The sequence below is a fragment of the Pseudoxanthomonas sp. G3 genome, from assembly GCF_057654715.1.
In genome coordinates, this window is sequence record NZ_CM172805.1 from 2,925,995 (window position 1) to 2,949,711 (window position 23,717).

Sequence of the window (23,717 nt, forward strand, 5' to 3'; positions counted from 1 at the left end):
AGTAGACCGTGATTGCCCGCAAACCCCAGATCCTGATGCTTTCGCTCGCCGTGGCCGCCGCGCTGGCCGCGTGCGCCAAGAAGGAGGAGGCGGCACCGCCCGCCGACACCGCCGCGAAGGCGCCGGAGGCGCTGCAGCTCAAGCTGGACGAAAGCACGTTGCCGGGCGTCAACCGTTTCCAGATCGGCGACCTCGACACCACCAAGAACGCCTGCGCCGATTTCGCCGGTTACGCGAACGGCAAGTGGCTGGCCGCCAACGCGATCCCCAGCGACCGCACCAGTTGGGGCGCGTTCGAGATGCTGGATGAGCGCTCCACCGCCATCCAGAAGCAGCTGGCCGAACAGGCGGCCGCGCACGCCGGCGCGACCGGCGTCGAAAAGATCGTCGGCGACCTGTGGGCCACCGGCATGGACGAAGCCAAAGCGAATGCGCAGGGCATCGAGCCGATCGCGCCGATGCTGAAATCGATCGACGGCCTGCAGGACAAGGACGCCATCGTCGCTTACCTCAACCAGTCTGCCGCCAAGGGCCAGGCGTTCCTGTTCGGCTTCGGCGCCGAGGCCGACTTCAACAAGCCCGACACCAACATGGCGTATGCCTTCCAGGGTGGCCTGGGCCTGCCGGACAAGAACTTCTACTTCGACGCCGACAAGAAGACCATCCGCGACGAGTACGTGAAGCACATCGCCAAGGTGCTGGAGCTCTCTGGCGTCGCCGCGGCCGACGCGCAGAAGCAGGCGACCGACATCATGGCCTTCGAAACGCGCCTGGCGAAGGTGTCGAAGTCGAACGAGGAAATGTCGCGCGACGTATCGCTGTACTACAACCCGGTCACGCTGGCGGACGCCGACAAGCTGACGCCGAACTTCTCCTGGACGAAGTTCTTCGAATCGCAGGGCGTGGCGCCGCAGGAGAAATTCTCGCTGGCCGTGCCGGCTTTCCACCAGGAAGTCAGCAAGATGCTGGGCGACACCGACCCGGCGGCATGGCGTGCCTACCTGCGCTTCCACACGATCGATGGCGCCTCGCCCTACCTGAGCGATGCCTTCGCCAACGAGAACTTCAACTTCTACGCCAAGACGCTGCGCGGCCAGAAGGAGATCGAACCCCGCTGGAAGCGCGTGCTGTCCACCATCGAGGGCCAGAGCGGCGAAGCACTGGGCCAGCTGTACGTGAAGGTCGCCTTCCCGGAAGAATCCAAGGCCAAGATGGAGAAGCTGGTGGCCAACCTGGGCGACGCGCTGAAGGCGCGCATCCAGGCGCTGTCGTGGATGAGCGACCAGACCAAGGCCAAGGCGATGGAGAAGCAGGCCGCGTTCACCACCAAGATCGGCTACCCCGACAAGTGGCGCGACTGGGCCGGCCTGTCGACCAGCCGCGACAGCTACATCGGCAACGTCCTGTCGGCGATGGAGTTCAACTACAAGTGGAACCTCGGGAAGATCGGCAAGCCGGTCGACCGGACCGAATGGGGCATGCCGCCGCAGATGGTCAACGCGTACTACAACCCGCTGCAGAACGAGATCGTGTTCCCGGCCGCCATCCTGCAGCCGCCGTTCTTCGACCCGAACGCCACGGATGAGATGAACTACGGCGGCATCGGCGCGGTGATCGGCCACGAGATGACGCACGGCTACGACGACCAGGGCAGCCGCTTCGGTCCGACCGGCAAGTTCGAGAACTGGTGGAGCGAGGCCGATTCCAAGGGCTTCAAGGCCCTGACCGGCAAGCTGGTGGCGCAGTTCGACGGCTACCGCACCGCCGACGGCCAGAAGATCAACGGCAACCACACCTTGGGCGAGAACATCGCCGACCTCGGTGGCCTGGCCACGGCCTATGACGCAATGAAGAAGGCCACCGCAGGCACCCCGGACCCGATGACCGACGGCCTGACCCGCGACCAGCGCTTCTTCCTCAACTGGGCCACGGTGTGGCGCCGCAACTTCACGCCGGAAGAGCTGAAGAACCGCATCGCCACCGACGAGCACGCCCCGGCGCAATTCCGCGCCATCGGTGCGCCGTCGAACCTGCCGACGTTCGCTGCGGCGTTCTCCTGCAAGGCAGGTGACGCGATGGTGCGCGGCGGCGACCAGCAGGTCGTGATCTGGTAAGCCCCGCTCTGGCGTGACCCGAAAAGGCCCGGCATGTCCGGGCCTTTTCCTTTCCGCGACCGTCCCGGAACGCCGCAAGCGGTGGAGTCTGTGACACAGGGCCGGTTGTCGCCGCCAAATGCGGCGGGATTTGCACGATGGCGTGCCCGGCCGCTTGCGGTGCGCTTGCTAGAATCGCCCGACCCCTGAATCACGGAAGCCCCTGATGTCCCTCCCGCGCACCGCACTCGGCCGTCCCACCCTGATCGCCTTCGCCCTGGTCCTGGCCCTGGGCGCCCCGGATGCCGATGCCCAGCGCAAGAAGCGCGCCGCACGCGCCCCTGCCGTCAGCGCGGAGTGCACCGATTTCTACAGCGCCACCAACGCCACCTGGCTGAAGAACAACCCGGTGCCCGCTGGCCAGGGCGCCGTCAGCGTGCTGGGCGCCTTCCGCGAGCGCACGCTGGAGCAGCAGCGCACCCTGCTCGATGCGGCGATGAAGTCGCCACAGGGAAATGTGCAGAAGCTGCTGGGCGACTTCTGGGCCAGCGGCCTGGACGAAGCGGCCGTGGAGGCCGACGGCGCCAAGCCGATCGCACCGCTGCTGGACCGCATCAACGCCATCAAGAAGCCCAAGGACGTCGCGCCGGCGATCGCCGCGCTGCATCAGGTTGGCATCCCGGTGGCCTTCAACTTCAGCCCGGACGTGGACCTGCAGGCGCTGGACCGGCACATCGGCTACTTCATGCAGGGCGGCCTGGGCCTGCCGGACCCGGCGTACTACACCCGCACCGATGCCGATACCCGCGCGTTGCTGGGGCGCTACCGCGCCTACGTGAAGCAAGTGCTGGCGCTGACCGGCACACCGGCGGCGAAGCTCGATGCCGAGTCTGCCCTGGTGATCGATCTGGAAAGCCGCCTGGCGCAGGTGTCGAAGCCGATCGTCGACCTGCGCAGCCCGTTCGCCAACTATGCGCCGGTGCCGACCAAGGACCTGGGCAAGCAGTACCGCAACCTCCAGCTCGATGCCTTCCTGAAGGCGCAGGGCGTCACCGACGACACCGTCTCGCTCGCCGATCCCGCGCTGTTCAAGCGCCTCGACGGCCTCGTGGCCAGCCTCAAGCCCGACCAGTGGAAGGCTTACCTTCGCTGGCGCGTGGGTGATGCGATGGCGCCCTACCTTGCCAAGCCGTTTCGCGATGCGGAGTTCGACTTCCGCGGTCGCGTGCTGCGTGGGGAAGCCGCACCCGCGCCGCGCTGGCAACAGGTGCTGGACGCCATCAACCTCGCCGCCGGTCCGATGCTGGGCAAGGAATACGCCGAGCGTTACGTGCCCGCCGACCACAAGCGTCGTGCCGAGCAGATCGCCGGCCAGGTGCGCGATGCGCTGGGCCGCGGCATCGAGCGCAGCAGCTGGCTGAGCGGGACCGCCAAGGCCGAGGGCAAGGCGAAGCTGGACAAGCTGAAGATCGAAGTCAGCACGCCCAGGCGCGACCTGGACTACACCGTGCAGCCGATGGGCCGCGGCAGCTTCGGCGGCAACATCCTCATCGCGTCCACGTGGCGCCACCGCGAAGAAATGAAGCGCATCGGCAAGGGCAACGCCGACCGCCGCTGGGACGTGCTGCCGCAGCAGCCGGCGCTGGCCTACGACCTGGCGCAGAACCGCCTGATCGTCACCGCCGCCGTCCTGCAGGAAGAGATCTTCGACGCCAAGCAGCCCGCCGCCGTGCAGTACGGTGCGTTCGGTGCGCTGGTGGGCCATGAGCTGAGCCGCGGTTTCGACGGCAAGGGCCGCATGGTCGACGCCAAGGGCCAGCTGCGCGACTGGTGGAGTCCGGCCGACGTGACCGCCTGGAATGCCTTGGGCAGCAAGGTCACCGCGCAGTACGGCGCGTACGCGTATCCCGGCCTGAAGAACGTCAAGGTCAACGGCGCACTGACGCAGGACGAGAACCTGGCCGACCTGGCCGGCGTCGAGCTGGCGTGGGATGCGTTCTCCACCGCCGAGCCACAGGCGAGCGCCGCATCGAAACAGTCGTTCTACAAGGCGTGGGCCACGCTGTGGGCACAGAACCTGTCGGAAACCGAAGCCGCCCAGCGCGCCGCGGTCGACGTACACGCCCCGGGCCAGTGGCGCGCCAACGGGCCGCTGACGCAGCAACCCGCATTCGCGCAGGCCTTCAACTGCAAGGCCGGTCAGCCGATGCAGGCGAACGAGGCCGAACAAATCCGCGTCTGGCGCTGAGCCTGTCGCGAAGGTGTCACGAGAACGGCGCGGAATTCCGCGCCGTTTTTCTAGTGGTGCATCACTTGACGATGCGCATGCGCGGCGGACCTTTTCGGCCGCGCCCGAACGGGGGCTGGCCGCGCCAGTAACGGATCATCAGCCACCCGAACACCATGCCGCCCAGATGCGCGAAATGCGCCACGCCGGGCTGCAGCCCGGTGAACCCCATCAGCAACGCCAGCACGGCATAGATGATCACCAGCGTGCGCGCGCGGATCTCCATCGGCAGCGGGAAGATGATCATGCGGTTGTTCGGGAAGATCATGCCGTAGCCGAGCAACAGGCCGAACACGCCGCCAGAGGCGCCCAGCGTGGGATAGGGCATGCCGCCCTGGCTCACCATCCACGCGCCCACGCCCAACTGCAGCAGGCCGGCGCCGATGATGCAGACCAGATAGTAGGTAAGAAAGCGCTTCGCGCCCCAGGTCTGCTCCAGCGGGCTGCCGAACATCCACAGCGCGAGCATGTTGAAGGCCAGGTGCGCGATGCTGCTGGGGTCGTGCAGGAAGCCGTAGGTGAGCAGTTGCCAGGGCATGAAACCGTACCCCACCGGCCACAAGGCCAGCCACTGAACCAGCACGGGACCCAGCACGAGCTGCAGCAGGTAAGCGACGCCATTGGCGATCAGCAGGTTGCGGGTGACGGGAAGCAGTCGGGGGAACATGGGGATCCTCATGGCATCTGCCGCCATGATACGTGCCTCACGTTAAGACCGGCCCGGGCCCCAGAGCGCCTCGTCCAGCGTGTCGGCCTTACGGCGCTTCACCCGCCCGTTCTCCACCTTCACGCCCTCGGCGCGCAGGCGCTGGCTCTGCTCGCGGTAGGCGCGGGAACCTTCCGGGAAGGCGATGCGCCCATCCGAGCGCAGCACGCGATGCCAAGGCAGCGCGGGGTCGTCGTTCTGGCTGAGGATGCGCGCCGCCAACCGCGCGCGTCCGGGCAGGCCCGCACGGTGCGCCACTTCGCCATACCCGGCCACCTGTCCGCGCGGGATCGCGCGAATCGCGGCGAGGATGCGGTCTTCGGGAGACTTGGCGCTCATGCCGGATTAGCATAGCGGCATCGGCAACACCGGAGCACACCATGGAAAACTTCGAACAGGTCCGCGGTCACCTGAATTCTTCGGGCTACAAGGTCACGATGCACGACCCGTTCGTCGCCTGCGTGGAACTGTCGCTGGGCAACGGCAAGCGCCACCAGGCCATCTTCCTGTCCGAGCTGGGCAACGACGACGAACGCGGCTACCTGCGCGTGAGCACGGTGATCGCGCCGATGACCGGCATCGATGCCAAACGCGCGCTGAAGTTCAACTGGCAAAGCAGCGTCGGCTACCTGGCCATCGGTGAGCTCGACGGCGTGCCGTATTTGCAGCTGTGCGAGAACCGCCCCTACGAAAGCCTCAACCCGGCCGAAGTGGACCGGCTGGTACTGGAGATCGGCGGCCTCGGCGACAGCATGGAACGCGCTCTGTCGGCCGAGGGCGACCTGCTCTGACAGCTCACGCTGCCAGACAAACAAAAACGCCGGGCAGTGCCCGGCGTTTTTGTTTCAGCGACCGCGCGGGAGGATCACGCCCACCCGATGGCTTCCAGCAGGCGCAGAAGGCCGTAGGCGATACCGCCGGCGGCCGGGATGGTCAGCACCCACGCCCACAGGATGCGTTCGATCACGCTGAACTTCAGCGCGCGAGGGTTCTTGGCAAAGCCCACGCCCATGATGGCGGTGGAGATGCTGTGCGTGGTCGACACCGGCATGCCGAAATGCGCGGCCACGGTCAGGATGGTGGCCGAGCTGGTTTCCGCGGCGAAGCCGTTGATCGGGTGCAGCTTCACCATCTTGTGGCCGAGGGTCTTGATGATCTTCCAGCCGCCCGACGCCGTACCCAGCGCCATCACGATGGCGCAGGTGATGACGATCCAGGTGGCGATGTCCTGCTCACCGGCGCTGCCCGGGTGCAGGAACGCCAGCCAGCCCGGCAGGTTGTCGAGTGCACCGGTGGCCTCCGCGCCGAACAGCGTCAGCGCGATGATGCCCATCGTCTTCTGCGCATCGTTGTGGCCATGCGCGTAGCCCATGTAGGCGGCGGACAGGATCTGCGCCTTGCCGAAGAACTTGTTGACGAAGTGCGGGCGCGCCAGCCGGCCCAGCCAGCCGCCGATGCGCGCCAGCAGGACGATCAGGCCCCACAGCAGCACCATCACCACGATGCCGAGCAGGAAGCCCGCGACCGGTGAGGTGATCATCGGTAGCACGACCTTCCAGAGGATGCCCTTGTTCTGCGTCCAGTCGCCCGCCACCTGCGACCAGATCAGCGCGCCCCAGTCGTTGTGCGCAGCCGCGAGCGCGGCGCCGCACAGGCCACCGATCAGCGCGTGCGAGGACGACGACGGCAGGCCTTTCCACCAGGTGATCAGGTTCCAGATGATGCCGCCGAGCAACGCGCAGAGGATCACCTGCGAGGTGACCTGCACCACGTTGGTGTCGACCAGGCCGGACGCGATCGTCTTCGCAACGGCCGTGCCGGTCAGTGCACCGATCAGGTTCATCACCGCCGCCAGCATCACCGCCTGGCCCGGCGACAGCACCTTGGTCGCAACGACCGTGGCGATGGAGTTGGCGGTGTCGTGGAAGCCGTTGATGAACTCGAAGACGAGCGCGGCGAAGATCACCACCAGCACGAGGGTAAGCATGGGCGCGACCCGTCAGCTGTTCTTGAGGACGATCTGGTACGCCACCACGCCGGCCTCGCGGCAGCGGTCGATGGCCTTCTCCAGGATCTCGAAGAACTCCTTCAGCAGGAACATCTGCAGGTGGTCCAGGCGCCCGGAATAGATGTCGCGGTACAGCTCCAGCATCAGCCGGTCGGCCTCGTTCTCGATCGCGCGCAGCTTCTCGTTGAGCGAGGTCATGCGATCGATGTTCATCTTCTTGATCTCGTGGACCATCTCCACGACCACGGACGCCGCCTGCTCCAGCATCGCCGCGCGCGGCGCGAAGTCGATGCCGTCCAGGTGCTGGATGGCCAGCGAATAGCGGTCGGCGAACTTCTCGACCTGCTTCGGGATCTTGTACAGCGCCGAACCCAGCGCCTCGATGTCCTCGCGCTCGATGGGCGTGATGAAGCTGTCCACCAGCGCCTTGCCGATCTTGTCCGACGCCGCGCGCTCGCGCAGGCGCGCCAGCTTGAAGGCGTCGAGCGCCGGCTGGCGATCGGTGGCCTTCATCATCGAATGCAGGGCCTTGGTGCTGTCGTGGGCGGCTTGGGCGGCCTCGTCCAACAGCGTGTAGAACTGCTGGCCGGAGCCGAAGATCGTCTGGAGGGAGAACATCGGGCGGTCCCACCGTCACGGGATGGACGGCTTCAGGGGCGGAATTATGACGGTTTCATGACGCGCACGGACAGCCCGGCGCGCCCAGCAGCGGGGCTTGTACGGCCGCATTAGCCGAACGTCGCGTTCAGCTTCGCGTCTTGTCGACGGGGCCGTTTGCTAAACTCGACCCGCGCCCCCAAGGGGTGCACCCTATGGACGACGACCCTACTCCCCCCCACTGTCCCCCGCGACAGACCCCGCCCGCCTCGCCGGCCCTCCTCCCCGCTGACCGGGAGGCGCCGTGCTCGAGCTGATCATCGTGTTCGCCCTGGTGCTGTTGAACGGCTTCTTCGCCATGTCCGAAATGTCGGTCATGACGTCGCGCAAGAGTCGGCTCAAGCAGATGGCGCAGACCAGTCACCGCGCCCAGCGCGCGCTGGACCTGTCCGAGAAACCCGAGAGCTTCCTGTCCACCGTCCAGATCGGCATCACGCTGATCGGCGTTCTCACCGGTCTGTTCGGTGGTGAAGCCATCGGCATGGCTATCGCGGGCTGGCTGCAGGGCATGTTTCCCTCGCTCTCCGCCAGCTTCACCCTCGTGGGCGAGCCGCAGCCTTGGTCCGAGCTGATCGGCAAGACGCTGGCCGTGGCCCTGATCACCTTCCTCACGCTGATCTTCGGCGAACTGGTCCCCAAGCGCCTGGCGATTACCGCGCCGGAAAAGATCGCCGGCATCGTGGCGGTACCGATGGGCTGGCTGGCGAAGATCGCGTTCCCGTTCGTATGGCTGCTCTCGCACAGCACCCGCCTGGTCCTGCGCCTGATGGGCCTGGGCAACGACGAGGCGACCACGGTCAGCGAAGAGGAAATCCGCATGCTGGTGTCCGAGGGGCACGAGGCGGGCGTGATCGACGCCGACGAACGCAACATGGTCAACCGCGTGCTGCGCCTGGGCGACCGCACCGCCGACAGCCTGATGACGCCGCGCAAGAGGATCGTCTGGCTGGACGCGGCCGCCGCCTACGAGGACAACCTGGAAACCATGCACGCGTCTGCGTTTTCGCGCTTCCCGGTCTACCGCGGCAGCGACCAGGACGTGGTCGGCGTGCTGGAAGTGAAATCGTTGCTGCCCGCGCTCGGCGCCGCGAAGCCGGACCTCTTCATCAAGCTCCGCGAGCCGCTGTTCGTGTCCGAATCCACCCATGCCATGAAACTGCTGGAGATCTTCCGCGAAGAACAGCAATCGCTGGCGCTGGTCGTGGACGAATATGGCGAGATCCAGGGCCTGGTGACCCAGAGCGATCTGATGGGCGCCGTGGTCGGTCGCCTGCAGGCCGCCGAGCACAACGTGGACGAGGCACCGCTGGTGGTCGTGCGCGAAGACGGCTCGCTGCTGGTCGATGGCTCGCTGCCCAACGACGACCTGCGCGAACTGCTCGGCGGCGTCGCCCTGCCCGACGACGACGAATACAACACGCTGGCCGGCATGATGATCGAGCGTTTCGGCCGCATTCCGCATGTCGGCGAACAACTGGAATGGGCCGGCTGGCGTTTCGAAGTCGTCGATCTCGACGGCGCGCGCATCGACAAGCTGCTGCTGCAGAAACTGCCGGAAACCGACGGCGAAGATCTGGCGGTCTGAGATGACCGCCGACGACACGCCGCACCACACCAGCACCGCCGCGCTGCTCGACGGCTTCGTCGCAGGCGATCCCGACGAGGTGCTGCGGATCGGCGACCTGCTCAAGGATTTCGGCCCGGCCGCATTCGGCATGCTGCTCTTCATCGGCGTGCTGCCCGCCTTCATCCCGGTGCCCGGCGTCGGGGGCGCGATCGGCGGCCCGATGGTGATCCTGGTGGGGGTGCAGTTGCTGCTCGGCATGCGGAAGGTGTGGCTGCCCGCCTTCCTGGCCAAGCGGGGGCCCCACCGCAGCGCGATGATCCGTTTCCGCCAGCGCATGGCGCCTTGGCTGCGCCGGTTGGAAAAGCTGGTGCGGCCGCGCATGGCGGGCTTCCTCGACAACCGCATCGCGCTCAGCTTCACCGGCCTGCTGCTGGTATTGCTGGGTATCCTGCTGGCGTTGCCGATCCCCTTGACCAACTATGTGTTCGGCTTCCTCCTGCTGCTGTTCGCGCTGGCGTTGCTGGAGCGCGACGGCGCCCTGCTGCTGGTGGCGTGGATCGCCGGCGGCATCGCCGCGATCGTATTCGGCTTCCTGTCGGGCAACCTGGTGGAATCGCTGGCCCGGCTGGTCGACAGCTGGCTCTGACCCAAAGTCGCGCTGTCGTGGGAGCGACGTAAGTCGCGAGCTTCTCCGCAGCGGCACCTCATCGCGACTTACGTCGCTCCCACGGCAGCCTCGGCGGACGCGCGTCAGGCGATCAGCTGCGCGAATTCCGCCGCCGTGACCGGATAACCCAGCCAGTAACCCTGCGCCAGATCGCAACCGCGCTCGCGCAGCAGGTTGAATTGGCCTTCCTTCTCGACGCCTTCGGCCACCACCGTGATGCCGAGCGAATGCGCCATCGCGATGATCGCCGTCGTCAGCGCCAGATCGTCCGGGTCGCGCAGCATGTCGGCGATGAAACTGCGGTCGATCTTCACGCCATCCACCGGCACGCGGCGCAGGTGGCTCAGGCCGGAGAAGCCGGTGCCGAAGTCGTCCAGCCATACCTTCACGCCGGTCCGGTGCAGCGTGGCCAGCAGCGCGCTGGCATGCGCCTCGTCGGCGATCACGGCCGTCTCGGTAAGCTCGAGGTGCAGGCGCGAGGCCGGCAGGCCGGTGTCGCGCAGGCAGTCCGCCACCACGTCGGGCAGGTCGCCGCTGCGCAGCTGACGCGGCGACACATTGACCGAGACGAACAACGGATCCAGCGCGTCTCGGTCGGTGCTCCAGCGCGCGGCTGCGGCACACGCGGCGCGCAGCACGCGCGGGCCGATGCTTTCGATGAGACCGCTCTGTTCGGCCACGTCGATGAAGACCGACGGCGCCACCATGCCGAGCTCCGGATGCTGCCAGCGCAGCAGCGCTTCGGCGCCGACGATGCGGCTGTCGGACAGGCGGAACACCGGCTGGTACATCAGGCTCAGTTCGCCGCGTTCCCAAGCGCCGCGCAATTCCTGCTCCATCCGCACGCGACGCTCGACGGCCTGGTCCATGGCGCGGCTGTAGAAGCGGTAGCAGTTCTTGCCGGCCACCTTCGCCTGGTACATCGCGATGTCGCCGTTCTTCATCAGCGCGGTGGCCCCCGATGCATCCTCGGGGAACAGGGTGATGCCGATGGAGGTGCCAAGGAACACCTGGCGCTCCTGCACGACGATCGGTCGGCCGAGTTCGGCGACCAGCTTCTCCGCCAGCCGCGTGGCGCTGCCGCGCACATCGCCGTCCTGGATCAGGATCACGAACTCGTCGCCGCCGAAGCGCGCGAGCAGCGCGTCGTCGCCGCCGATCTGCTCCACCGCGTCGCGGATGCGGTGGGCGAACTGCTGCAGCACCTCGTCGCCCGCCTCGTGACCCAAGGTGTCGTTGACGCGCTTGAAGTCATCGATATCGGCGAACAGCAGCGCGAGCTGGCGGCCCGCGCCACGCAGCATCATCAGGCGATGGTCCAGGCTTTCGCGGAAGGCCAGGCGATTGGTCAGGCCGGTCAGCGAATCGGTATACGCCATGCGACGCACGTCGCGGTCGTGCCGCGCGATGCTGTCGCTCATGGTGCCGAACGCACGCACCAGTTCGCCCACTTCGTCCTGGCGGGCGCTCGCCATGCGCTCGCCGTTGTAGTTGCCCACCTCGATGTCGTGCGCGGCGCGCGCCAGCTGCCGGATCGGGCGCACCAGCGTGCGCTGCACGTACAGCATGACCGCCACGCTCACGCCGACCAGCGCGGCGAGCAGCAGCGCGATCCATCCCAAGTGGCGGGCGCCCAATTCGTTCAAGCGCGCGCGCGCGGCATTGATCGCCTTTTCCTCGTACGCCCTTACCGAGGCCACGGAGTAGCCCACGCGCACGCCGCCGATCCGCTCGCTGCCGATCAGGATCGGCTCGGACACGTCGACGATCTGGTTGGACCACTGGGTATGCATGGCCCGGGCATTGATCGCCTCGTAGGCCAGCGGATCGGTCATCGTCTGGCCGTATACGGCGATGTCGGCCGTGCCGTCGTGGATGATCCGCCCCTGGTTGTCGTAGACCAGCACGTAGCTGACATCTGGCTCCTTCTGCGCGGAGCGCACCAGACCGCCTACGGCGTCCAGGTCGAAGTAGTACAGCGGGTTCGCCAGCGCATCGGCCAGCTGATCGACGGTGGCCTCGCCGTGGCGGCGCAGGCTGTCCTCGACCATGCCGTGCATCGCGTCGCGGCCGAGTTCGGCCACTTCCTTCTGCATCACCTTCTGCCGGTGCAGCAGGGTGGCGACCAGCGCGATCACCACCAGCAACATGATCGCCATGGCGGCCAGGAAGCGCGCCTGCAGGCCGAAGCGCAGCGCCCTCATTCCACCTGCTCCCTGACGCGGGCCACGCCGCGGCGCAGGCTGTCCAGCGCCTGCTGCGAGGCCGGGTCGACCGGCATGAACCGCGTGGTCCGGAAGAACACGTTGAGCGCATCGCGCGCGGCCGGGTCGTTGGCGGCCTCCAGCAACACTTCGCGCAGCCGGGCTTCCACCTTCGGATCAAGGTCGTCCCGCACCATCTCCAGCGCGCGCGGGAAGTCCTGGGTCTCGTGGATCACTCGGAAGTCGCGACGGAATGCCGGCGGCATGCGACGCACATCCTCCCAGTCCAGGTTGCTGACCACGCCGGCATCGACCAGGCGCTTGTGCACCCAGGCGGCGATGTTGAGTTCGGAGCGCGCGAACACGTAGCCGACCGAGTCGGCCGAAGGGCGATCCATCGGCGAGAGCAGAATCTCCAGCCGCTGGCCAGCATCCAGCAGCGCCGTCGCCGGCGCGAAGTAGGCGCTGGTCGAGGCAGTGTTCTGGAAAGCGACCGTGCGGCCTTCGAGGTCGTCGAGCCGTTCCAGCCCGCTGTCGCGGCGGACGAAGAACACGCCGTGATAGCGGCTCACGCCGCCGCGCTCGGTCAGCAGCAGCGGTCGCGCGCCGGCGCGTTCCTGCAGGCGCATGCCGGTGCCCGCGGTCTCGGTGACCCAGTCCACGCGCCCGCGACGCAGGTAACTGGTCATCTGCTGGGTGTCGCGGGCCATCAGGATGCGGCCCTCGGTGATGCCCACGTCGCGCATCCGCGGGATCACGTAGTCCAGCAGCGGCTTGAGTTGCTCGTAATGCGCTTTCGGATCGTCGCTGATGCGTCCCAGGACGAGGACGCGGTCGTCGCCGGCCGCACTGGCGGGCGCGATGCTGGCGGGAATCAGCGCTGCGCCGATCGCGGCCAGCGCCAGGCTGAACCAGGTTGTACGCAACGATAGGTGCCCGCCGAAACGATGGCGGCAGCCTATCGGAAATCGTGTGAGTTAGACAGCCATCAGCGGTCTGCGCCACCGGCCAGGCGGGCCATCCGCTGGGCATCGGCCAGGATGCCCCGCAGCAGCCGGACCTCCTGCTCGTTCAGGGCCGCCTTGTGGAACAGCCGGCGCAGCTTTCGCATGGCCGAATCCGGGGTCCGGCCCTTGTGGAAGTCGATCGCGTCCAGCGTGTCGCCCAACTGGGCGTAGAAGCCCTCCAGATGCGCATGGCTGGCCGGAGCCTCGTCCGGCGCCATACTGCCGGCGACCGGGGCTACTTGGACCCGCTCCAGGAGGGCCATGCGCAGTTCGTACGTCAGTACTTGGACCGCGGCCGCGAGGTTCAGCGAGCTGTAGTCCGGGTTGGCGGGGATATGCACCGCCGCCTGGCACAGCTGCAACTCCTCGTTGGTCAGGCCGGTGCGCTCCCGGCCGAACACCAGGGCCACCTCGCCCCCGGTCTCGGCGCGGCTGATGGCCACACCCGCCGCTTGGCGGGGCGGATGCTCCTCCAGTTGGACGCGGCGGCTCCGCGCCGTGCAGCCCATCACCAGGTGGCAGTCCGCGACCGCTTCGGCCAGCGTGGCGACCACGGGCGCGGCGGCGAGCACGTCGTCCGCGCCAGCGGCCCGCCGGAAGGCTTCGTCCGCCGGGTAGTCCTCGGGCGCCACCAACACCAGCCGCCCCAGGCCCATGGTCTTGAGCGCACGGGCGGCCGCGCCGATGTTGCCGGGGTGCTGCGTGCCCACGAGCACGACGCGAAGACGGGCGGCCAGCGTTGCCGGAACGGGATCGGCCGCAGCGGTAGGGGTGTCGGAGGGGGGCGTGTTCATGGGGGCAAATGGTAAACTGCGCGGGCCGGCCGCTGCGCCGCGCTGCTCTTTTCCACTTGTTCGCCCGCCCCACGCCTGTCCGAGGTCCGTTCGCATGCAGAAGCCCGTCGTCACCGTCATGGTCAAGGCCGCCCGCCTTGCAGGCAACGTGCTGTTGCGGAGCATCAACAAGCTGGATGCGCTGAACGTGGTGCAGAAGGAGCGAATGGACTACGCCAGCGAAGTCGATTCCGACGCCGAGAAGGTCATCATCAAGGAGCTGCGCCGGGCCTACCCCGACTACGGCTTCGTCGGCGAGGAAAGCGGCCCGCAGATCAACGGCCGCTACACCTTCGTGATCGACCCGCTGGACGGGACGAGCAACTACCTGCGCGGCTTCCCGCACTACTGCGTGTCCATCGCCCTGGTCGACAACGGCGAACCCACCGATGCGGTGATCTTCGACCCGTTGCGCAACGACCTGTTCACCGCCAGCCGCGGCGCCGGCGCGCAGCTCAACGAGCGGCGCATCCGCGTGGCCGACCGCAAGGAACTGGCCGGCACCGTCATCACCACCGGCTTCCCCCCGCGCGAGCGTGCCCGGGCCGGTGCGCAGTTGGAATGCGTGCGCGAACTGCTGGTGAATGCCGAGGACATCCGCCGCACCGGTTCGGCCGCGCTCGACCTGGCCTACGTGGCCTGTGGCCGCGCCGATGTCTACTTCGAGGCCGGCGTGAAGGACTGGGACATCGCCGCCGGCGTGCTGCTGGTGCGCGAGGCCGGCGGCAAGGTCTGCGACTTCCGTGGCGCCGCGCTGGGCAAGATCGACGGCCGCACCGCCCTGCCCCGCCAGATCGTCGCCGGCAACCTGAAGGTGGCCGAAGCGCTGCAGAAGACCATCGTCTCGTCCGGCTACGCGGCTTCGTTCAACGGCTGAAACACGACACGGTTCTGCTTTCTGTAGGAGCGACGTAAGTCGCGACCGGAAACCGGAACGCTCGGAATACGATCAGCCAAGGGGCTTTCTTGGCCTCATCGGCCATTCCAAACTATTTGAACCGATTGATCTGGCCGTGCGGTCGCGACTCACGTCGCTCCTACAAAAAACGACGCCAACAAAAAAAGGCCACGCAATGCGTGGCCTTTTTTCGCACCTGAACGACGCCGCTTACGGGCGACGCGCCAGCGCGGCTTCGTCCTTGGCCTTCGGCATCAGGTCCTGCTTGGTGACCTTCAGGAAGCCGATGGTCAGCAGCGGGCAGGCGACGAAGATCGAGGAGATCGTGCCGATCACGATGCCGATCATCTGCGAGATCGCCATGCCTTCCAGCGAACCGCCGCCGTACAGATAAAGGGCCAGTACGGTCAGGAAGGCCACGAACGAAGTGATGATCGTACGCGACAGCGTCTGGTTGACCGAGCGGTTCAGCACTTCCACCGGCTCCACGCGCAGGCTGCGGAAGTTCTCGCGCACGCGATCGAATACCACGATGGTGTCGTTGATCGAGAAACCCATCACCGACAGCAGGCCGGCCAGGATGGTCAGGTCGAACTCGCGGCCGGTCAGCGCGAAGAAGCCCGCGCAGATCAGCACGTCGTGCAGCGTGGTGACGATGGCGGCCACGGCGAACTTCCACTCGAAGCGGAAGCCGATGTAGATCAGGAAGCCGGCCACCACGAACAAGAGGGTGTACAGGCCGTTGAGCGCCAGTTCCTTGCCAACCTGGGGCCCGACGAATTCACTGCGCATCACCGTGGCCGTGTTGCCGTCGCTGGAGGCCAGCCGGACCACCTCCTGCGCGGTCTGGTCGGTGGCCGCGGCGGCATCGGGCGCGGCGGCGCCTTCTTCGCGCGGCTGCAGGCGGACCAGCAGGTCGCTACCGGTGCCGAAGGTCTGCACCTGGGCGCTGCCGTAGCCGGCGGCCTCCAGGCGCGCGCGCACCTGGTCCACGTCGGGCGGGTTCTGGAAGCGGAGTTCCACCACCGTGCCGCCGGTGAAGTCCAGCGCGAAGTTGAAGCCTTTGACGGCGATGGCGCCGATTGCGACGGCGGCCATGATCAGGGCGATGGTGATGGACACCCACCGCAGGCGCATGAAATTGATGTGGGTGTCGTTCGGGACGAGATGCAGGGGAAAGAGGCTCATGGGTTCGTATGCTCTCGTCAGATGGCCAGCGACTTCAGCTTGCGACGGCGGCCGTAGATCAGCGTGGCCAGGCCGCGCGAGACGGTGACCGCGGTGAACACCGAGGTCAGGATGCCGATCACCATGGTCACGGCGAAGCCCTTCAGCGGACCGGTGCCGAACGCATACAGCGCCACGCCCGCCAGCAGCGCGGTCATGTTGGAATCGAAGATGGTGCCGGAGGCTTTCTCGTAGCCGGTGGCGATCGAGGCCAGCGGCGGTACCCCGGCCCTCAGCTCTTCGCGTATGCGCTCGTTGATCAGCACGTTCGCGTCCACCGACATGCCGATGGTCAATGCCAGGCCGGCGAAACCGGGCAGCGTCATAGTGGCGCCGAACAGCGACATCACCGCGACCACCATCACCAGGTTCAGCAGCAGCGCCACGCAGGTGATCAGACCGAACATCCGGTAATACACCAGGAAGAACGCCAGTGCGAAGATGAAGGAGTAGACCACCGCCTTGGTGCCGCGGGCGACGTTCTCCGCGCCCAGGCTCGGGCCGACCACGCGCTCTTCGATGAAGTCCATCGGCGCGGCCAGCGAACCGGCGCGCAGCAGCTTGGCCAGGTTCTCGGCCTCGGTCTTTTCCAGGCCGGTGGTCTGGAAGTTCTTGCCGAACACGCCGGCGATGCGCGTGGGCGCCAGCGCTTCTTCGCGCACGCGCACGCTGCGCACTTCCTTGCCGTCGACCACGGTCACCGTCGGCACGCGCTCGATGTAGACCACCGACATCAGCTTGCCGACGTTGGCGCTGGTGTAGTCGAACATGCGCTGGCCGGCGATGTTGTTGAGGGTCACGTCCACCGCGGGCAGGCCGTTGTTGTCCACGCCGACGCGGGCGTTGACCATTTCGTCGCCGGAGGCCAGCACGCGCTTGTTCAACAGCACCGGACCGGCGTTGTCGCGCAGCTGGTAGACCTTGGCTTCCGGCGGGATGCGGCCGCTGGCGACGGCATCGGCGGCGTTGCCGTCGACCACCGCACGGAATTCGAGCGTGGCGGTCGCGCCGATCAGGCGCTTGGCTTCGGCGGTGTCCTGCACGCCGGGCAACTGCACCACCACGCGGTCGTTGCCCTGGCGCTGGATGATCGGTTCGGCCACGCCGATCTCGTTGACGCGGTTGCGCAGCGTGGTCAGGTTCTGCTCGATCGCCTCACCGGCGATCTGGTCCAGTTCCGCCTGCGGCAGCCCGATGATGATCTGGTTGCCGCTGGTCTGGTAGGACAGGCCCGTGCCCGGCAGCGCATTCGCACTGCCGCGCGCGCTCAGCGTCGCCGCCAGCACCTTCTGCGCGGCGGCGGTGTCCTGGCCCTCGGCCAGGGTTACGACGATGCTGTTGTCGGGACGGCGCTCGACGGCGGTGTAGCGCACGCCCTTGTCGCGCAGGGTGACGCGGGTGTCTTCCAGATAGCCTTCGATGCGCTTGTCCAGCGCGGCCTTCTGGTCGACCTGCAGCACGAAGTGCACGCCGCCCTGCAGGTCCAGGCCCTGCACCATCGGACGCGCACCCACATCGCCCAGCCAGTCCGGCACCGTCGAGGCCAGGTTCAGCGCGACCAGGTAGTCCTCGCCGAGCGCCTTGCGCAATGCATCGTTGGCCTTGGTCTGCGCGTCCAGGCTCGGCAGCCGCACCAGCATGCTGGCGGTTTCGGATTCGATCGCCTTGGGCTGCACGCCGGCGGCCTTCAGTGCGGTATCCACGCGGCCGCGCAGGGCGGCGTCGATGGCGAAGCCGCGGTTGGCGGTGATCTGCACGGAGGGATCCTGCGGGTACAGGTTGGGCAGCGCATACAGCGCGCTTGCCAACACGACGATCAGGATCAGGACGTATTTCCAGCGTGGGAATTCAAGCATCGGGGCGACCCGCACAGGCCCTTCCCGGGCATGCGCTCAACAGTGGTTCGGAATGGAACGGGAACCGTCCGCCGCGGGCGACGGAACGGGAGGAATCAGGCGGACTTCAGCGTGCCCTTCGGCAGCACGTTGCCGACGGCGGCCTTCTGCACGCGCACGCGCACGTTGTCGGCCACTTCGATGGTCACGAAGTTGTCGCCGATGTCGGTGACGGTGCCGGCGATACCGCCGGAGGTGATGACTTCGTCGCCCTTGGACAGCTTGTCCAGCATGGAGCGGTGCTCCTTGGCGCGCTTCATCTGCGGGCGGATCATCAGGAAGTACATGATGGCGATCAGCGCGATCGGCATCAGCAGGCCGAAGCCGCCCATGCCCTGCTGGGCCGGAGCGGCCTGGGCGAATACGGGGGCAACGAAGAAATCAAGCAGATTCATGGACTTGTCCAGTCGGTATCGTAAGCAGCCGGGGATTATGCCACGCGCCGCCGGGGGCCGTCCGGGCATCCCCCTGGCCCGGACTGGAAAAGACCGCCCCGGCGCCGGATGGTTCCCCGGCAACGGGTGGAAGGGGGCTCAGAGGGGCGGCACCGCGACCCCGCGGGCGGCGTAGAACCCCTCCCGGAACGCCTGGAACCGGCCCTCCGCGATGGCCGCCCGCATCTGCGCCATCACCTGCTGGTAGTACCAGAGGTTGTGCAGGGTGCCGAGCATCGGCGCCAGCATTTCGTTGCAGCGGTCCAGGTGGCGCAGGTAGCTGCGGGTGAAGCCGTTGCGGCAGGCATAGCAGCCGCAGCCCGGCTCGATCGGCTGCAGGTCGTGCTCGTACTTGGCATTGCGGATTCGGACGGTACCGAACGAGGTGAAGTAGTGGCCATTGCGCGCGTTGCGGGTGGGCATGACGCAATCGAACATGTCCACGCCGCGCGCCACCGCTTCCACCAGGTCTTCCGGCCGGCCCACGCCCATCAGGTAACGGGGCTGGTCCGACGGCAGCTGCGGGCAGGTGTGCTCGAGCATTGCGTTGCGCTCGTCCTCGGTCTCGCCGACGGCCAGGCCGCCGATCGCGTAGCCGTCGAAACCGATCGCCTTCAACCCGTCCGCCGAGCGCGAACGCAGATCGTGGTGCACGCCGCCCTGGACGATGCCGAATAGCGCCGCGTCGTTGCCTTCGTGCGCGCGTTTCGAGCGCTCGGCCCAGCGCAGCGACAGCTCCATCGACCGTTCGATCACGCGCTTGTCCACCGGCTTGCCGTTGACGTTCACCGGCGGGCATTCGTCGAAGATCATCACGATGTCGCTGTCCAGCACCTTCTGGATGCGCATGCTTTCTTCGGGGCCGAGGAACACCTTCGCCCCGTCCACCGGCGACGCGAACGTCACGCCCTGCTCGGTGATCTTGCGGCGATGCGCCAGCGAGAACACCTGGAAGCCGCCGGAGTCTGTGAGGATCGGCTTGTTCCAGCGCGCGAACCCGTGCAGGCCGCCGTGCTCGCCGATCACCTCCAGCCCGGGCCGCAGGTACAGGTGGAAGGTATTGCCCAGGATGATTTCGGCGCCCAGGTCCTCGACGTGCTCGGGCAGGATCCCCTTCACCGAGCCGTACGTGCCCACCGGCATGAAGGCCGGCGTCTCCACGGTGCCGCGCGGGAAGGTCAGGCGGCCGCGGCGGGCCGCGCCGTCGGTGGTCAGCAGATCGAAGGACATGCGGCTCATGCGGCTACCCTACCGCGCGACCCATCTCCGTCATTCCGGCGCAAGCCGGAATCCCTCTTGATCCTGGCATCCAAGCCGAACGGCAAGAGCCAAATGGATTCCGGCTTTCGCCGGAATGACGGCAGAAGGCCAATCTGCTGGCGCTTCACTTGGCATACTCCGGAAACAGCAGCATCGCGTCCCCATACGAAAAAAACCGATACTGCTCGCGCACCGCGTGGGCGTAAGCGGCCATGATGCGCTCCTTGCCGGCGAACGCGCTGACCAGCATCAGCAGCGTGCTTTCCGGCAGGTGGAAGTTGGTGACCATCGCATCGACGCTGCGGATGCGGTAGCCGGGGAAGATGAAGATCTGCGTCTCGCCAGCGAACGGCTGCAGTTCGCCGTCGCGCATGGCGGACTCCAGCGCGCGCACGACCGTGGTGCCCACCGCGATGATCCGACCGCCGCGCGCGCGCGCGGCACGTACCTGCTCGACCAGCGCCGCGCCGACGTTGAGCCACTCGCTGTGCATGTGGTGCTCGTGGATGTTGTCCACGCGCATGGGCTGGAAGGTGCCTGCGCCGACGTGCAGCGTCACGTGGCCGAATTCCACGCCGCCTTCGCGCAACGTGGCCAGCAGCGCGTCGTCGAAATGCAGGCCTGCGGTGGGCGCGGCCACCGCGCCCAGTTCGCGCGCGAACACGGTCTGATAGCGCTCGTCGTCGTCCTGCCCCGGCGCACGCTGGATATAGGGCGGCAGCGGCAGGCGGCCGGCCTTCTGCAGCCAGCTCTCCAGCGCACCGGGCACGTGGAAGCGCAACTGGTAGAACTCGCCGTCGCGACCGATCACTTCCGCCTCACCGCCGGCATCCAGCTGGATGCGGCTGCCGGGCTTGGGCGACTTGCTGGCGCCGACCTGCGCACGCGCGGCGTTGTCCGGCAGCAGGCGCTCGATCAGGATCTCCACCCGCCCGCCGCTTTCCTTCTGCCCGAACAAACGCGCCGGAATCACGCGCGTGTCGTTGAAGACGAGCAAATCGCCAGGCTGCAGGAATTCGGGCAGGTCGCGCACGTGACGGTCCGCGAACGGCGCATCACCCGGCGGCACGACCAGCAATCGGCTGGCGGAGCGCTCCGGCAGCGGCGCCTGGGCGATCAGCGCCTCGGGCAGCTCGAAATGGAAATCGGACTTCTTCACGGTCGGGGCCTTGCGGGGGCGTGCATTGTACGGGACAGGCCCTCGCGGCCCGAGGCCGCTCAGCGCTCGAACTTGGTCGACAGCACGATGGATGAGGTGGTCCGCTCCACGCCATCGAGCGCGCCGATGCGGTCGGTCAGCACGTCCATGTCGCCCACGCTGGGCACCGCGCCGACCGCGATCAGATCGTGGCTGCCGCTGATCGAGTGCAGCACGCGCAGTTCGGGCATGGCCCGCAGGGCGGCGACGACCGAGGTCATCTGCTTCGGATGCACCGCGATCATGATGTGCGCTCGCAGGTGGCTGCGGTCGTATTCGTCGTGGACGCGCACCGTGTAGCCGCTGATGACGCCCTCGCGCTCGAGTCGTTCGATCCGGCTCTGCACCGTGGTCCGCGACAGGTTGAGGCGGCGGGCGATCTGGGCGGTGGAAGCGCGCGCGTTCTCACGGAGCACTGAGAGCAGCTGCTGGTCGGCGTCGGTGAGCTTCATGGGACCGGTACGTTTCGTCGAATCGACGAAATATCCATGAATTTAGCGCAGATCACAACTGTCAAGCGACGAGTTTATCCAGATAATAGGGGTTTGCCCTCTCTGCCGGAGCTTCCCATGGCCCTGACCGACGCCCTCGCCCCCCTGCGTGCCCACCAGGGCCAGCGCCTGACCCTCGGCCTGGACGATGCCGCCGTCGAACGCCTGGCCAAGGGCCATCCGGACCTGGTGGCCGTCATCGAAGCGGCCGCCGCCGAACACGCGCGCCTGAAGGACGAATTCGCCGAGCTGTTCGACCTGGACGAGACCGAACAACTGCGCGCCGTGCAGGCCGGTTACGTCAATTTCTACGCCGACGACGCGATCAACCCCTACATCGCGCTGGTCGCGCGCGGCCCGTGGGTGGTCACCCTCAACGGTGCGGTGCTGTACGACGCCGGCGGCTACGGCATGCTCGGCTTCGGCCACACCCCCGCCGCCGTGCTGGACGCGATGGCGCGCCCGCAGGTGATGGCGAACATCATGACGCCCAGCCTGTCGCAGCTGCGCTTCGACCGCGCCCTGCGCAAGGAAATCGGCCACACCCGCGGCGGCTGTCCGTTCGCGAAGTTCCTGTGCCTGAACTCCGGCTCCGAGTCCGTCGGCCTGGCCGCGCGCATCGCCGACATCAACAGCAAGCTGATGACCGATCCGGACGGTCGCCACGCCGGCCGCACCATCAAGCGCATCGTGGTGAAGGGCAGCTTCCACGGCCGCACCGAACGCCCGGCGCTGTATTCCGATTCCTCGCGCAAGTCCTACCAGCAGCACCTGGCCAGCTACCGCGGCGAGGATTCGGTCATCGCCATCCCGCCGTACGACGTGGATGCGCTGAAGCAGGCCTTCGCCGATGCCGAGACCAAGGGCTGGTTCGTCGAAGCCGTGTTCCTGGAGCCGGTGATGGGCGAAGGCGACCCGGGCCGCTCGGTACCGCCGGCGTTCTACGCCAGCGCGCGCGAGCTGACCCGCAGCCACGGCAGCCTGTTCCTGGTCGACTCGATCCAGGCCGGCCTGCGCGCGCATGGCGTGCTGTCCATCGTCGACTACCCCGGCTTCGAAGGCCTGGATGCGCCGGATATGGAGACCTACTCCAAGGCATTGAACGCCGCGCAGTACCCGCTGTCGGTGCTCGCGGTGAACGAGCGCGCTGCCGGCCTGTACCGCAAGGGCGTGTACGGCAACACGATGACCACCAACCCGCGTGCGCTGGACGTGGCCTGCGCCACGCTATCCCAGCTGACCCCGCAGGTGCGCGAGAACATCCGCAAGCGCGGCGTCGAGGCCGTGCAGAAATTACAGCAACTGCAGGCGGAGCTCGGCGGCCTGATCACCAACGTGCAGGGCACCGGCCTGCTGTTCTCGTGCGAACTGTCGCCGGCCTTCAAGTGCTACGGCGCCGGCTCCACCGAGGAATGGCTGCGCCAGCAGGGTTTGAACGTCATCCACGGCGGCGCCAACTCGCTGCGCTTCACCCCGCATTTCGCCATCGATGGCGAGGAACTCGACCTGCTAGTCAGCATGGTGGGCAAGGCGCTGCGCGAAGGCCCGCGCATCCACCAGGCCGCGGCGGCCTGATCTCCGCGGACGCTTCGCGAAAAAGGCGAGCTTCGGCTCGCCTTTTTCGTTCCTGCAGCCGCCCGCCTCGCTTTACGGCTTCTGGGTGGCGAAGCGCTCCAGCGAGGCCTGGATCAGCCCTTTTGCTTCCTTCGCATCGCCGTAGCCGTTGAGCTGCACCGGATTGCGGCCCTTCGGCAAGTCCTTGTAGACGCGGAAGAAGGCTTCGATGCGCTGGCGTTCGATTTCCGGCAGATCGGCCAGGTCGCGGATGCCGGCGTAGGTCGGGTCGATCTTGTCGGTGGGCACGCCGATGATCTTCTCGTCGTGTTTGCCGTCGTCGAGCATGCGCAACACGCCGATCGGCCGGAACTTCACCAGCACACCCGGATGCAGCGGCTCGCGCGTCAGCACCAGCGCGTCCAGCGGATCGCCGTCGCCGGCCAACGTGCGCGGCATCGACCCGTAGTTGGCGGGATACGCCACCGGCATGGACTGGAAACGATCGACGAAGACCAGCCCTTCGTCGTTGATCTCGTACTTGGTGAAGCTGCCCGCGGGGATCTCCACCGCCAGCAGCACCTCTTCCGGCGCGGCTTTCGGCTGCTGGGCGAGGAACGGATGGCGGATATGGGACTCCCGCGCAAGGGCGGTGACGCAAACGAACAACAACGCGAACCCGACAACACGCTTCATGGCGTATTCCTGTGTAGAGCGGAGCTTGCTCCGCT

At 67.2% G+C, this 23,717-nt stretch carries 21 protein-coding genes; 7 read left to right on the forward strand and 14 right to left on the reverse strand.

The window, feature by feature from the left end; all coding sequences use genetic code 11:
- The first annotated feature begins 32 nt into the window (after nt 1-32).
- Nucleotides 33-2,114, forward strand: coding sequence for a M13 family metallopeptidase (locus tag AC23D6_RS13970; protein WP_487752642.1), 2,082 nt, complete (start codon nt 33-35; stop codon nt 2,112-2,114).
- A 205-nt stretch (nt 2,115-2,319) separates the two neighbouring features.
- On the forward strand, nt 2,320-4,341 hold the full coding sequence (locus tag AC23D6_RS13975; RefSeq protein ID WP_487749842.1) for a M13 family metallopeptidase: 2,022 nt from the start codon (nt 2,320-2,322) through the stop codon (nt 4,339-4,341).
- Nucleotides 4,342-4,402: 61 nt separating this feature from the next.
- Here AC23D6_RS13975 and AC23D6_RS13980 read toward each other — a convergent pair whose 3' ends face one another.
- Complete coding sequence (locus tag AC23D6_RS13980) at nt 4,403-5,047, reverse strand: rhomboid family intramembrane serine protease (RefSeq protein ID WP_487749843.1); 645 nt, start codon at nt 5,045-5,047, stop codon at nt 4,403-4,405.
- A gap of 42 nt (nt 5,048-5,089) precedes the next feature.
- Nucleotides 5,090-5,425, reverse strand: a complete 336-nt coding sequence (locus tag AC23D6_RS13985) for an MGMT family protein (protein WP_487749844.1) — start codon at nt 5,423-5,425, stop codon at nt 5,090-5,092.
- A gap of 41 nt (nt 5,426-5,466) precedes the next feature.
- Between AC23D6_RS13985 and AC23D6_RS13990 the strand changes: the two genes are divergently transcribed.
- The gene (locus AC23D6_RS13990; protein ID WP_487749845.1) at nt 5,467-5,877 is read left to right on the forward strand and encodes a hypothetical protein; all 411 of its coding nucleotides are present in this window, start codon (nt 5,467-5,469) and stop codon (nt 5,875-5,877) included.
- Nucleotides 5,878-5,951: 74 nt separating this feature from the next.
- Here the strand turns inward: AC23D6_RS13990 and AC23D6_RS13995 are convergent, their stop codons facing one another.
- The gene (locus AC23D6_RS13995) at nt 5,952-7,073 is read right to left on the reverse strand and encodes an anion permease (protein WP_487749846.1); all 1,122 of its coding nucleotides are present in this window, start codon (nt 7,071-7,073) and stop codon (nt 5,952-5,954) included.
- Between the two features lie 12 nt (nt 7,074-7,085).
- On the reverse strand, nt 7,086-7,712 hold the full coding sequence (locus AC23D6_RS14000) for a DUF47 domain-containing protein (protein ID WP_487749847.1): 627 nt from the start codon (nt 7,710-7,712) through the stop codon (nt 7,086-7,088).
- A 283-nt stretch (nt 7,713-7,995) separates the two neighbouring features.
- Between AC23D6_RS14000 and AC23D6_RS14005 the strand changes: the two genes are divergently transcribed.
- Entirely contained in the window at nt 7,996-9,336 is a 1,341-nt protein-coding gene (locus AC23D6_RS14005; protein ID WP_487749848.1) for a hemolysin family protein, read from the forward strand.
- A 1-nt stretch (nt 9,337) separates the two neighbouring features.
- Nucleotides 9,338-9,964 carry an exopolysaccharide biosynthesis protein gene (locus tag AC23D6_RS14010; protein WP_487749849.1) on the forward strand — a complete coding sequence of 209 codons (627 nt, stop codon included), beginning with the start codon at nt 9,338-9,340 and terminating at the stop codon, nt 9,962-9,964.
- A 104-nt stretch (nt 9,965-10,068) separates the two neighbouring features.
- On the opposite strand, the gene AC23D6_RS14015 is transcribed toward AC23D6_RS14010, so the two are convergent.
- From AC23D6_RS14015 to AC23D6_RS14025, 3 genes are all read right to left on the reverse strand, one after another.
- Nucleotides 10,069-12,189, reverse strand: coding sequence for a putative bifunctional diguanylate cyclase/phosphodiesterase (locus AC23D6_RS14015; RefSeq protein ID WP_487749850.1), 2,121 nt, complete (start codon nt 12,187-12,189; stop codon nt 10,069-10,071).
- A complete protein-coding gene (locus tag AC23D6_RS14020; protein WP_487752643.1) occupies nt 12,186-13,094 on the reverse strand; it encodes a phosphate/phosphite/phosphonate ABC transporter substrate-binding protein in 909 nt (302 codons plus the stop codon). The genes AC23D6_RS14015 and AC23D6_RS14020 overlap by 4 nt, the downstream gene beginning before the upstream one ends.
- Nucleotides 13,095-13,177: 83 nt before the next feature.
- On the reverse strand, nt 13,178-13,990 hold the full coding sequence (locus AC23D6_RS14025; protein ID WP_487749851.1) for an RNA methyltransferase: 813 nt from the start codon (nt 13,988-13,990) through the stop codon (nt 13,178-13,180).
- Between the two features lie 94 nt (nt 13,991-14,084).
- On the opposite strand from AC23D6_RS14025, the gene AC23D6_RS14030 reads away from it, so the two are divergent.
- Nucleotides 14,085-14,906 carry an inositol monophosphatase family protein gene (locus AC23D6_RS14030; RefSeq protein WP_487749852.1) on the forward strand — a complete coding sequence of 274 codons (822 nt, stop codon included), beginning with the start codon at nt 14,085-14,087 and terminating at the stop codon, nt 14,904-14,906.
- 231 nt (nt 14,907-15,137) lie between these two features.
- On the opposite strand, the gene secF is transcribed toward AC23D6_RS14030, so the two are convergent.
- From secF to AC23D6_RS14060, 6 genes are all read right to left on the reverse strand, one after another.
- Nucleotides 15,138-16,115, reverse strand: coding sequence for a protein translocase subunit SecF (gene secF / locus AC23D6_RS14035; protein ID WP_487749853.1), 978 nt, complete (start codon nt 16,113-16,115; stop codon nt 15,138-15,140).
- 17 nt (nt 16,116-16,132) lie between these two features.
- The gene (gene secD, locus AC23D6_RS14040) at nt 16,133-18,010 is read right to left on the reverse strand and encodes a protein translocase subunit SecD (RefSeq protein WP_487749854.1); all 1,878 of its coding nucleotides are present in this window, start codon (nt 18,008-18,010) and stop codon (nt 16,133-16,135) included.
- Nucleotides 18,011-18,105: 95 nt separating this feature from the next.
- Nucleotides 18,106-18,444, reverse strand: coding sequence for a preprotein translocase subunit YajC (gene yajC / locus AC23D6_RS14045; protein ID WP_487749855.1), 339 nt, complete (start codon nt 18,442-18,444; stop codon nt 18,106-18,108).
- Between the two features lie 138 nt (nt 18,445-18,582).
- Nucleotides 18,583-19,722 (reverse strand): tRNA guanosine(34) transglycosylase Tgt, encoded by a 1,140-nt coding sequence (gene tgt / locus AC23D6_RS14050; protein WP_487749856.1) that lies wholly within the window; start codon nt 19,720-19,722, stop codon nt 18,583-18,585.
- A 145-nt stretch (nt 19,723-19,867) separates the two neighbouring features.
- A complete protein-coding gene (gene queA, locus AC23D6_RS14055; RefSeq protein ID WP_487749857.1) occupies nt 19,868-20,902 on the reverse strand; it encodes a tRNA preQ1(34) S-adenosylmethionine ribosyltransferase-isomerase QueA in 1,035 nt (344 codons plus the stop codon).
- 59 nt (nt 20,903-20,961) lie between these two features.
- Complete coding sequence (locus AC23D6_RS14060) at nt 20,962-21,393, reverse strand: Lrp/AsnC family transcriptional regulator (RefSeq protein ID WP_093300369.1); 432 nt, start codon at nt 21,391-21,393, stop codon at nt 20,962-20,964.
- A gap of 117 nt (nt 21,394-21,510) precedes the next feature.
- Here AC23D6_RS14060 and AC23D6_RS14065 point away from each other — a divergent pair, with 117 nt between their 5' ends.
- Nucleotides 21,511-23,007, forward strand: coding sequence for an aminotransferase class III-fold pyridoxal phosphate-dependent enzyme (locus AC23D6_RS14065; RefSeq protein WP_487749858.1), 1,497 nt, complete (start codon nt 21,511-21,513; stop codon nt 23,005-23,007).
- A 72-nt stretch (nt 23,008-23,079) separates the two neighbouring features.
- On the opposite strand, the gene AC23D6_RS14070 is transcribed toward AC23D6_RS14065, so the two are convergent.
- On the reverse strand, nt 23,080-23,682 hold the full coding sequence (locus AC23D6_RS14070) for an inorganic diphosphatase (protein ID WP_487749859.1): 603 nt from the start codon (nt 23,680-23,682) through the stop codon (nt 23,080-23,082).
- Between the last annotated feature and the right edge of the window lie 35 nt (nt 23,683-23,717).

Coding starts and splice junctions, on each gene's coding strand:
- AC23D6_RS13975 (WP_487749842.1), top strand. CDS start 2,320: ATGTCCCTCCCGCGCACCGCACTCGGCCGTCCCACCCTGATCGCCTTC.
- AC23D6_RS13980 (WP_487749843.1), bottom strand. CDS start 5,047: ATGTTCCCCCGACTGCTTCCCGTCACCCGCAACCTGCTGATCGCCAAT.
- AC23D6_RS13985 (WP_487749844.1), bottom strand. CDS start 5,425: ATGAGCGCCAAGTCTCCCGAAGACCGCATCCTCGCCGCGATTCGCGCG.
- AC23D6_RS13990 (WP_487749845.1), top strand. CDS start 5,467: ATGGAAAACTTCGAACAGGTCCGCGGTCACCTGAATTCTTCGGGCTAC.
- AC23D6_RS13995 (WP_487749846.1), bottom strand. CDS start 7,073: ATGCTTACCCTCGTGCTGGTGGTGATCTTCGCCGCGCTCGTCTTCGAG.
- AC23D6_RS14000 (WP_487749847.1), bottom strand. CDS start 7,712: ATGTTCTCCCTCCAGACGATCTTCGGCTCCGGCCAGCAGTTCTACACG.
- AC23D6_RS14010 (WP_487749849.1), top strand. CDS start 9,338: ATGACCGCCGACGACACGCCGCACCACACCAGCACCGCCGCGCTGCTC.
- AC23D6_RS14015 (WP_487749850.1), bottom strand. CDS start 12,189: ATGAGGGCGCTGCGCTTCGGCCTGCAGGCGCGCTTCCTGGCCGCCATG.
- AC23D6_RS14025 (WP_487749851.1), bottom strand. CDS start 13,990: ATGAACACGCCCCCCTCCGACACCCCTACCGCTGCGGCCGATCCCGTT.
- AC23D6_RS14030 (WP_487749852.1), top strand. CDS start 14,085: ATGCAGAAGCCCGTCGTCACCGTCATGGTCAAGGCCGCCCGCCTTGCA.
- secF (WP_487749853.1), bottom strand. CDS start 16,115: ATGAGCCTCTTTCCCCTGCATCTCGTCCCGAACGACACCCACATCAAT.
- secD (WP_487749854.1), bottom strand. CDS start 18,010: ATGCTTGAATTCCCACGCTGGAAATACGTCCTGATCCTGATCGTCGTG.
- yajC (WP_487749855.1), bottom strand. CDS start 18,444: ATGAATCTGCTTGATTTCTTCGTTGCCCCCGTATTCGCCCAGGCCGCT.
- tgt (WP_487749856.1), bottom strand. CDS start 19,722: ATGAGCCGCATGTCCTTCGATCTGCTGACCACCGACGGCGCGGCCCGC.
- AC23D6_RS14060 (WP_093300369.1), bottom strand. CDS start 21,393: ATGAAGCTCACCGACGCCGACCAGCAGCTGCTCTCAGTGCTCCGTGAG.
- AC23D6_RS14065 (WP_487749858.1), top strand. CDS start 21,511: ATGGCCCTGACCGACGCCCTCGCCCCCCTGCGTGCCCACCAGGGCCAG.
- AC23D6_RS14070 (WP_487749859.1), bottom strand. CDS start 23,682: ATGAAGCGTGTTGTCGGGTTCGCGTTGTTGTTCGTTTGCGTCACCGCC.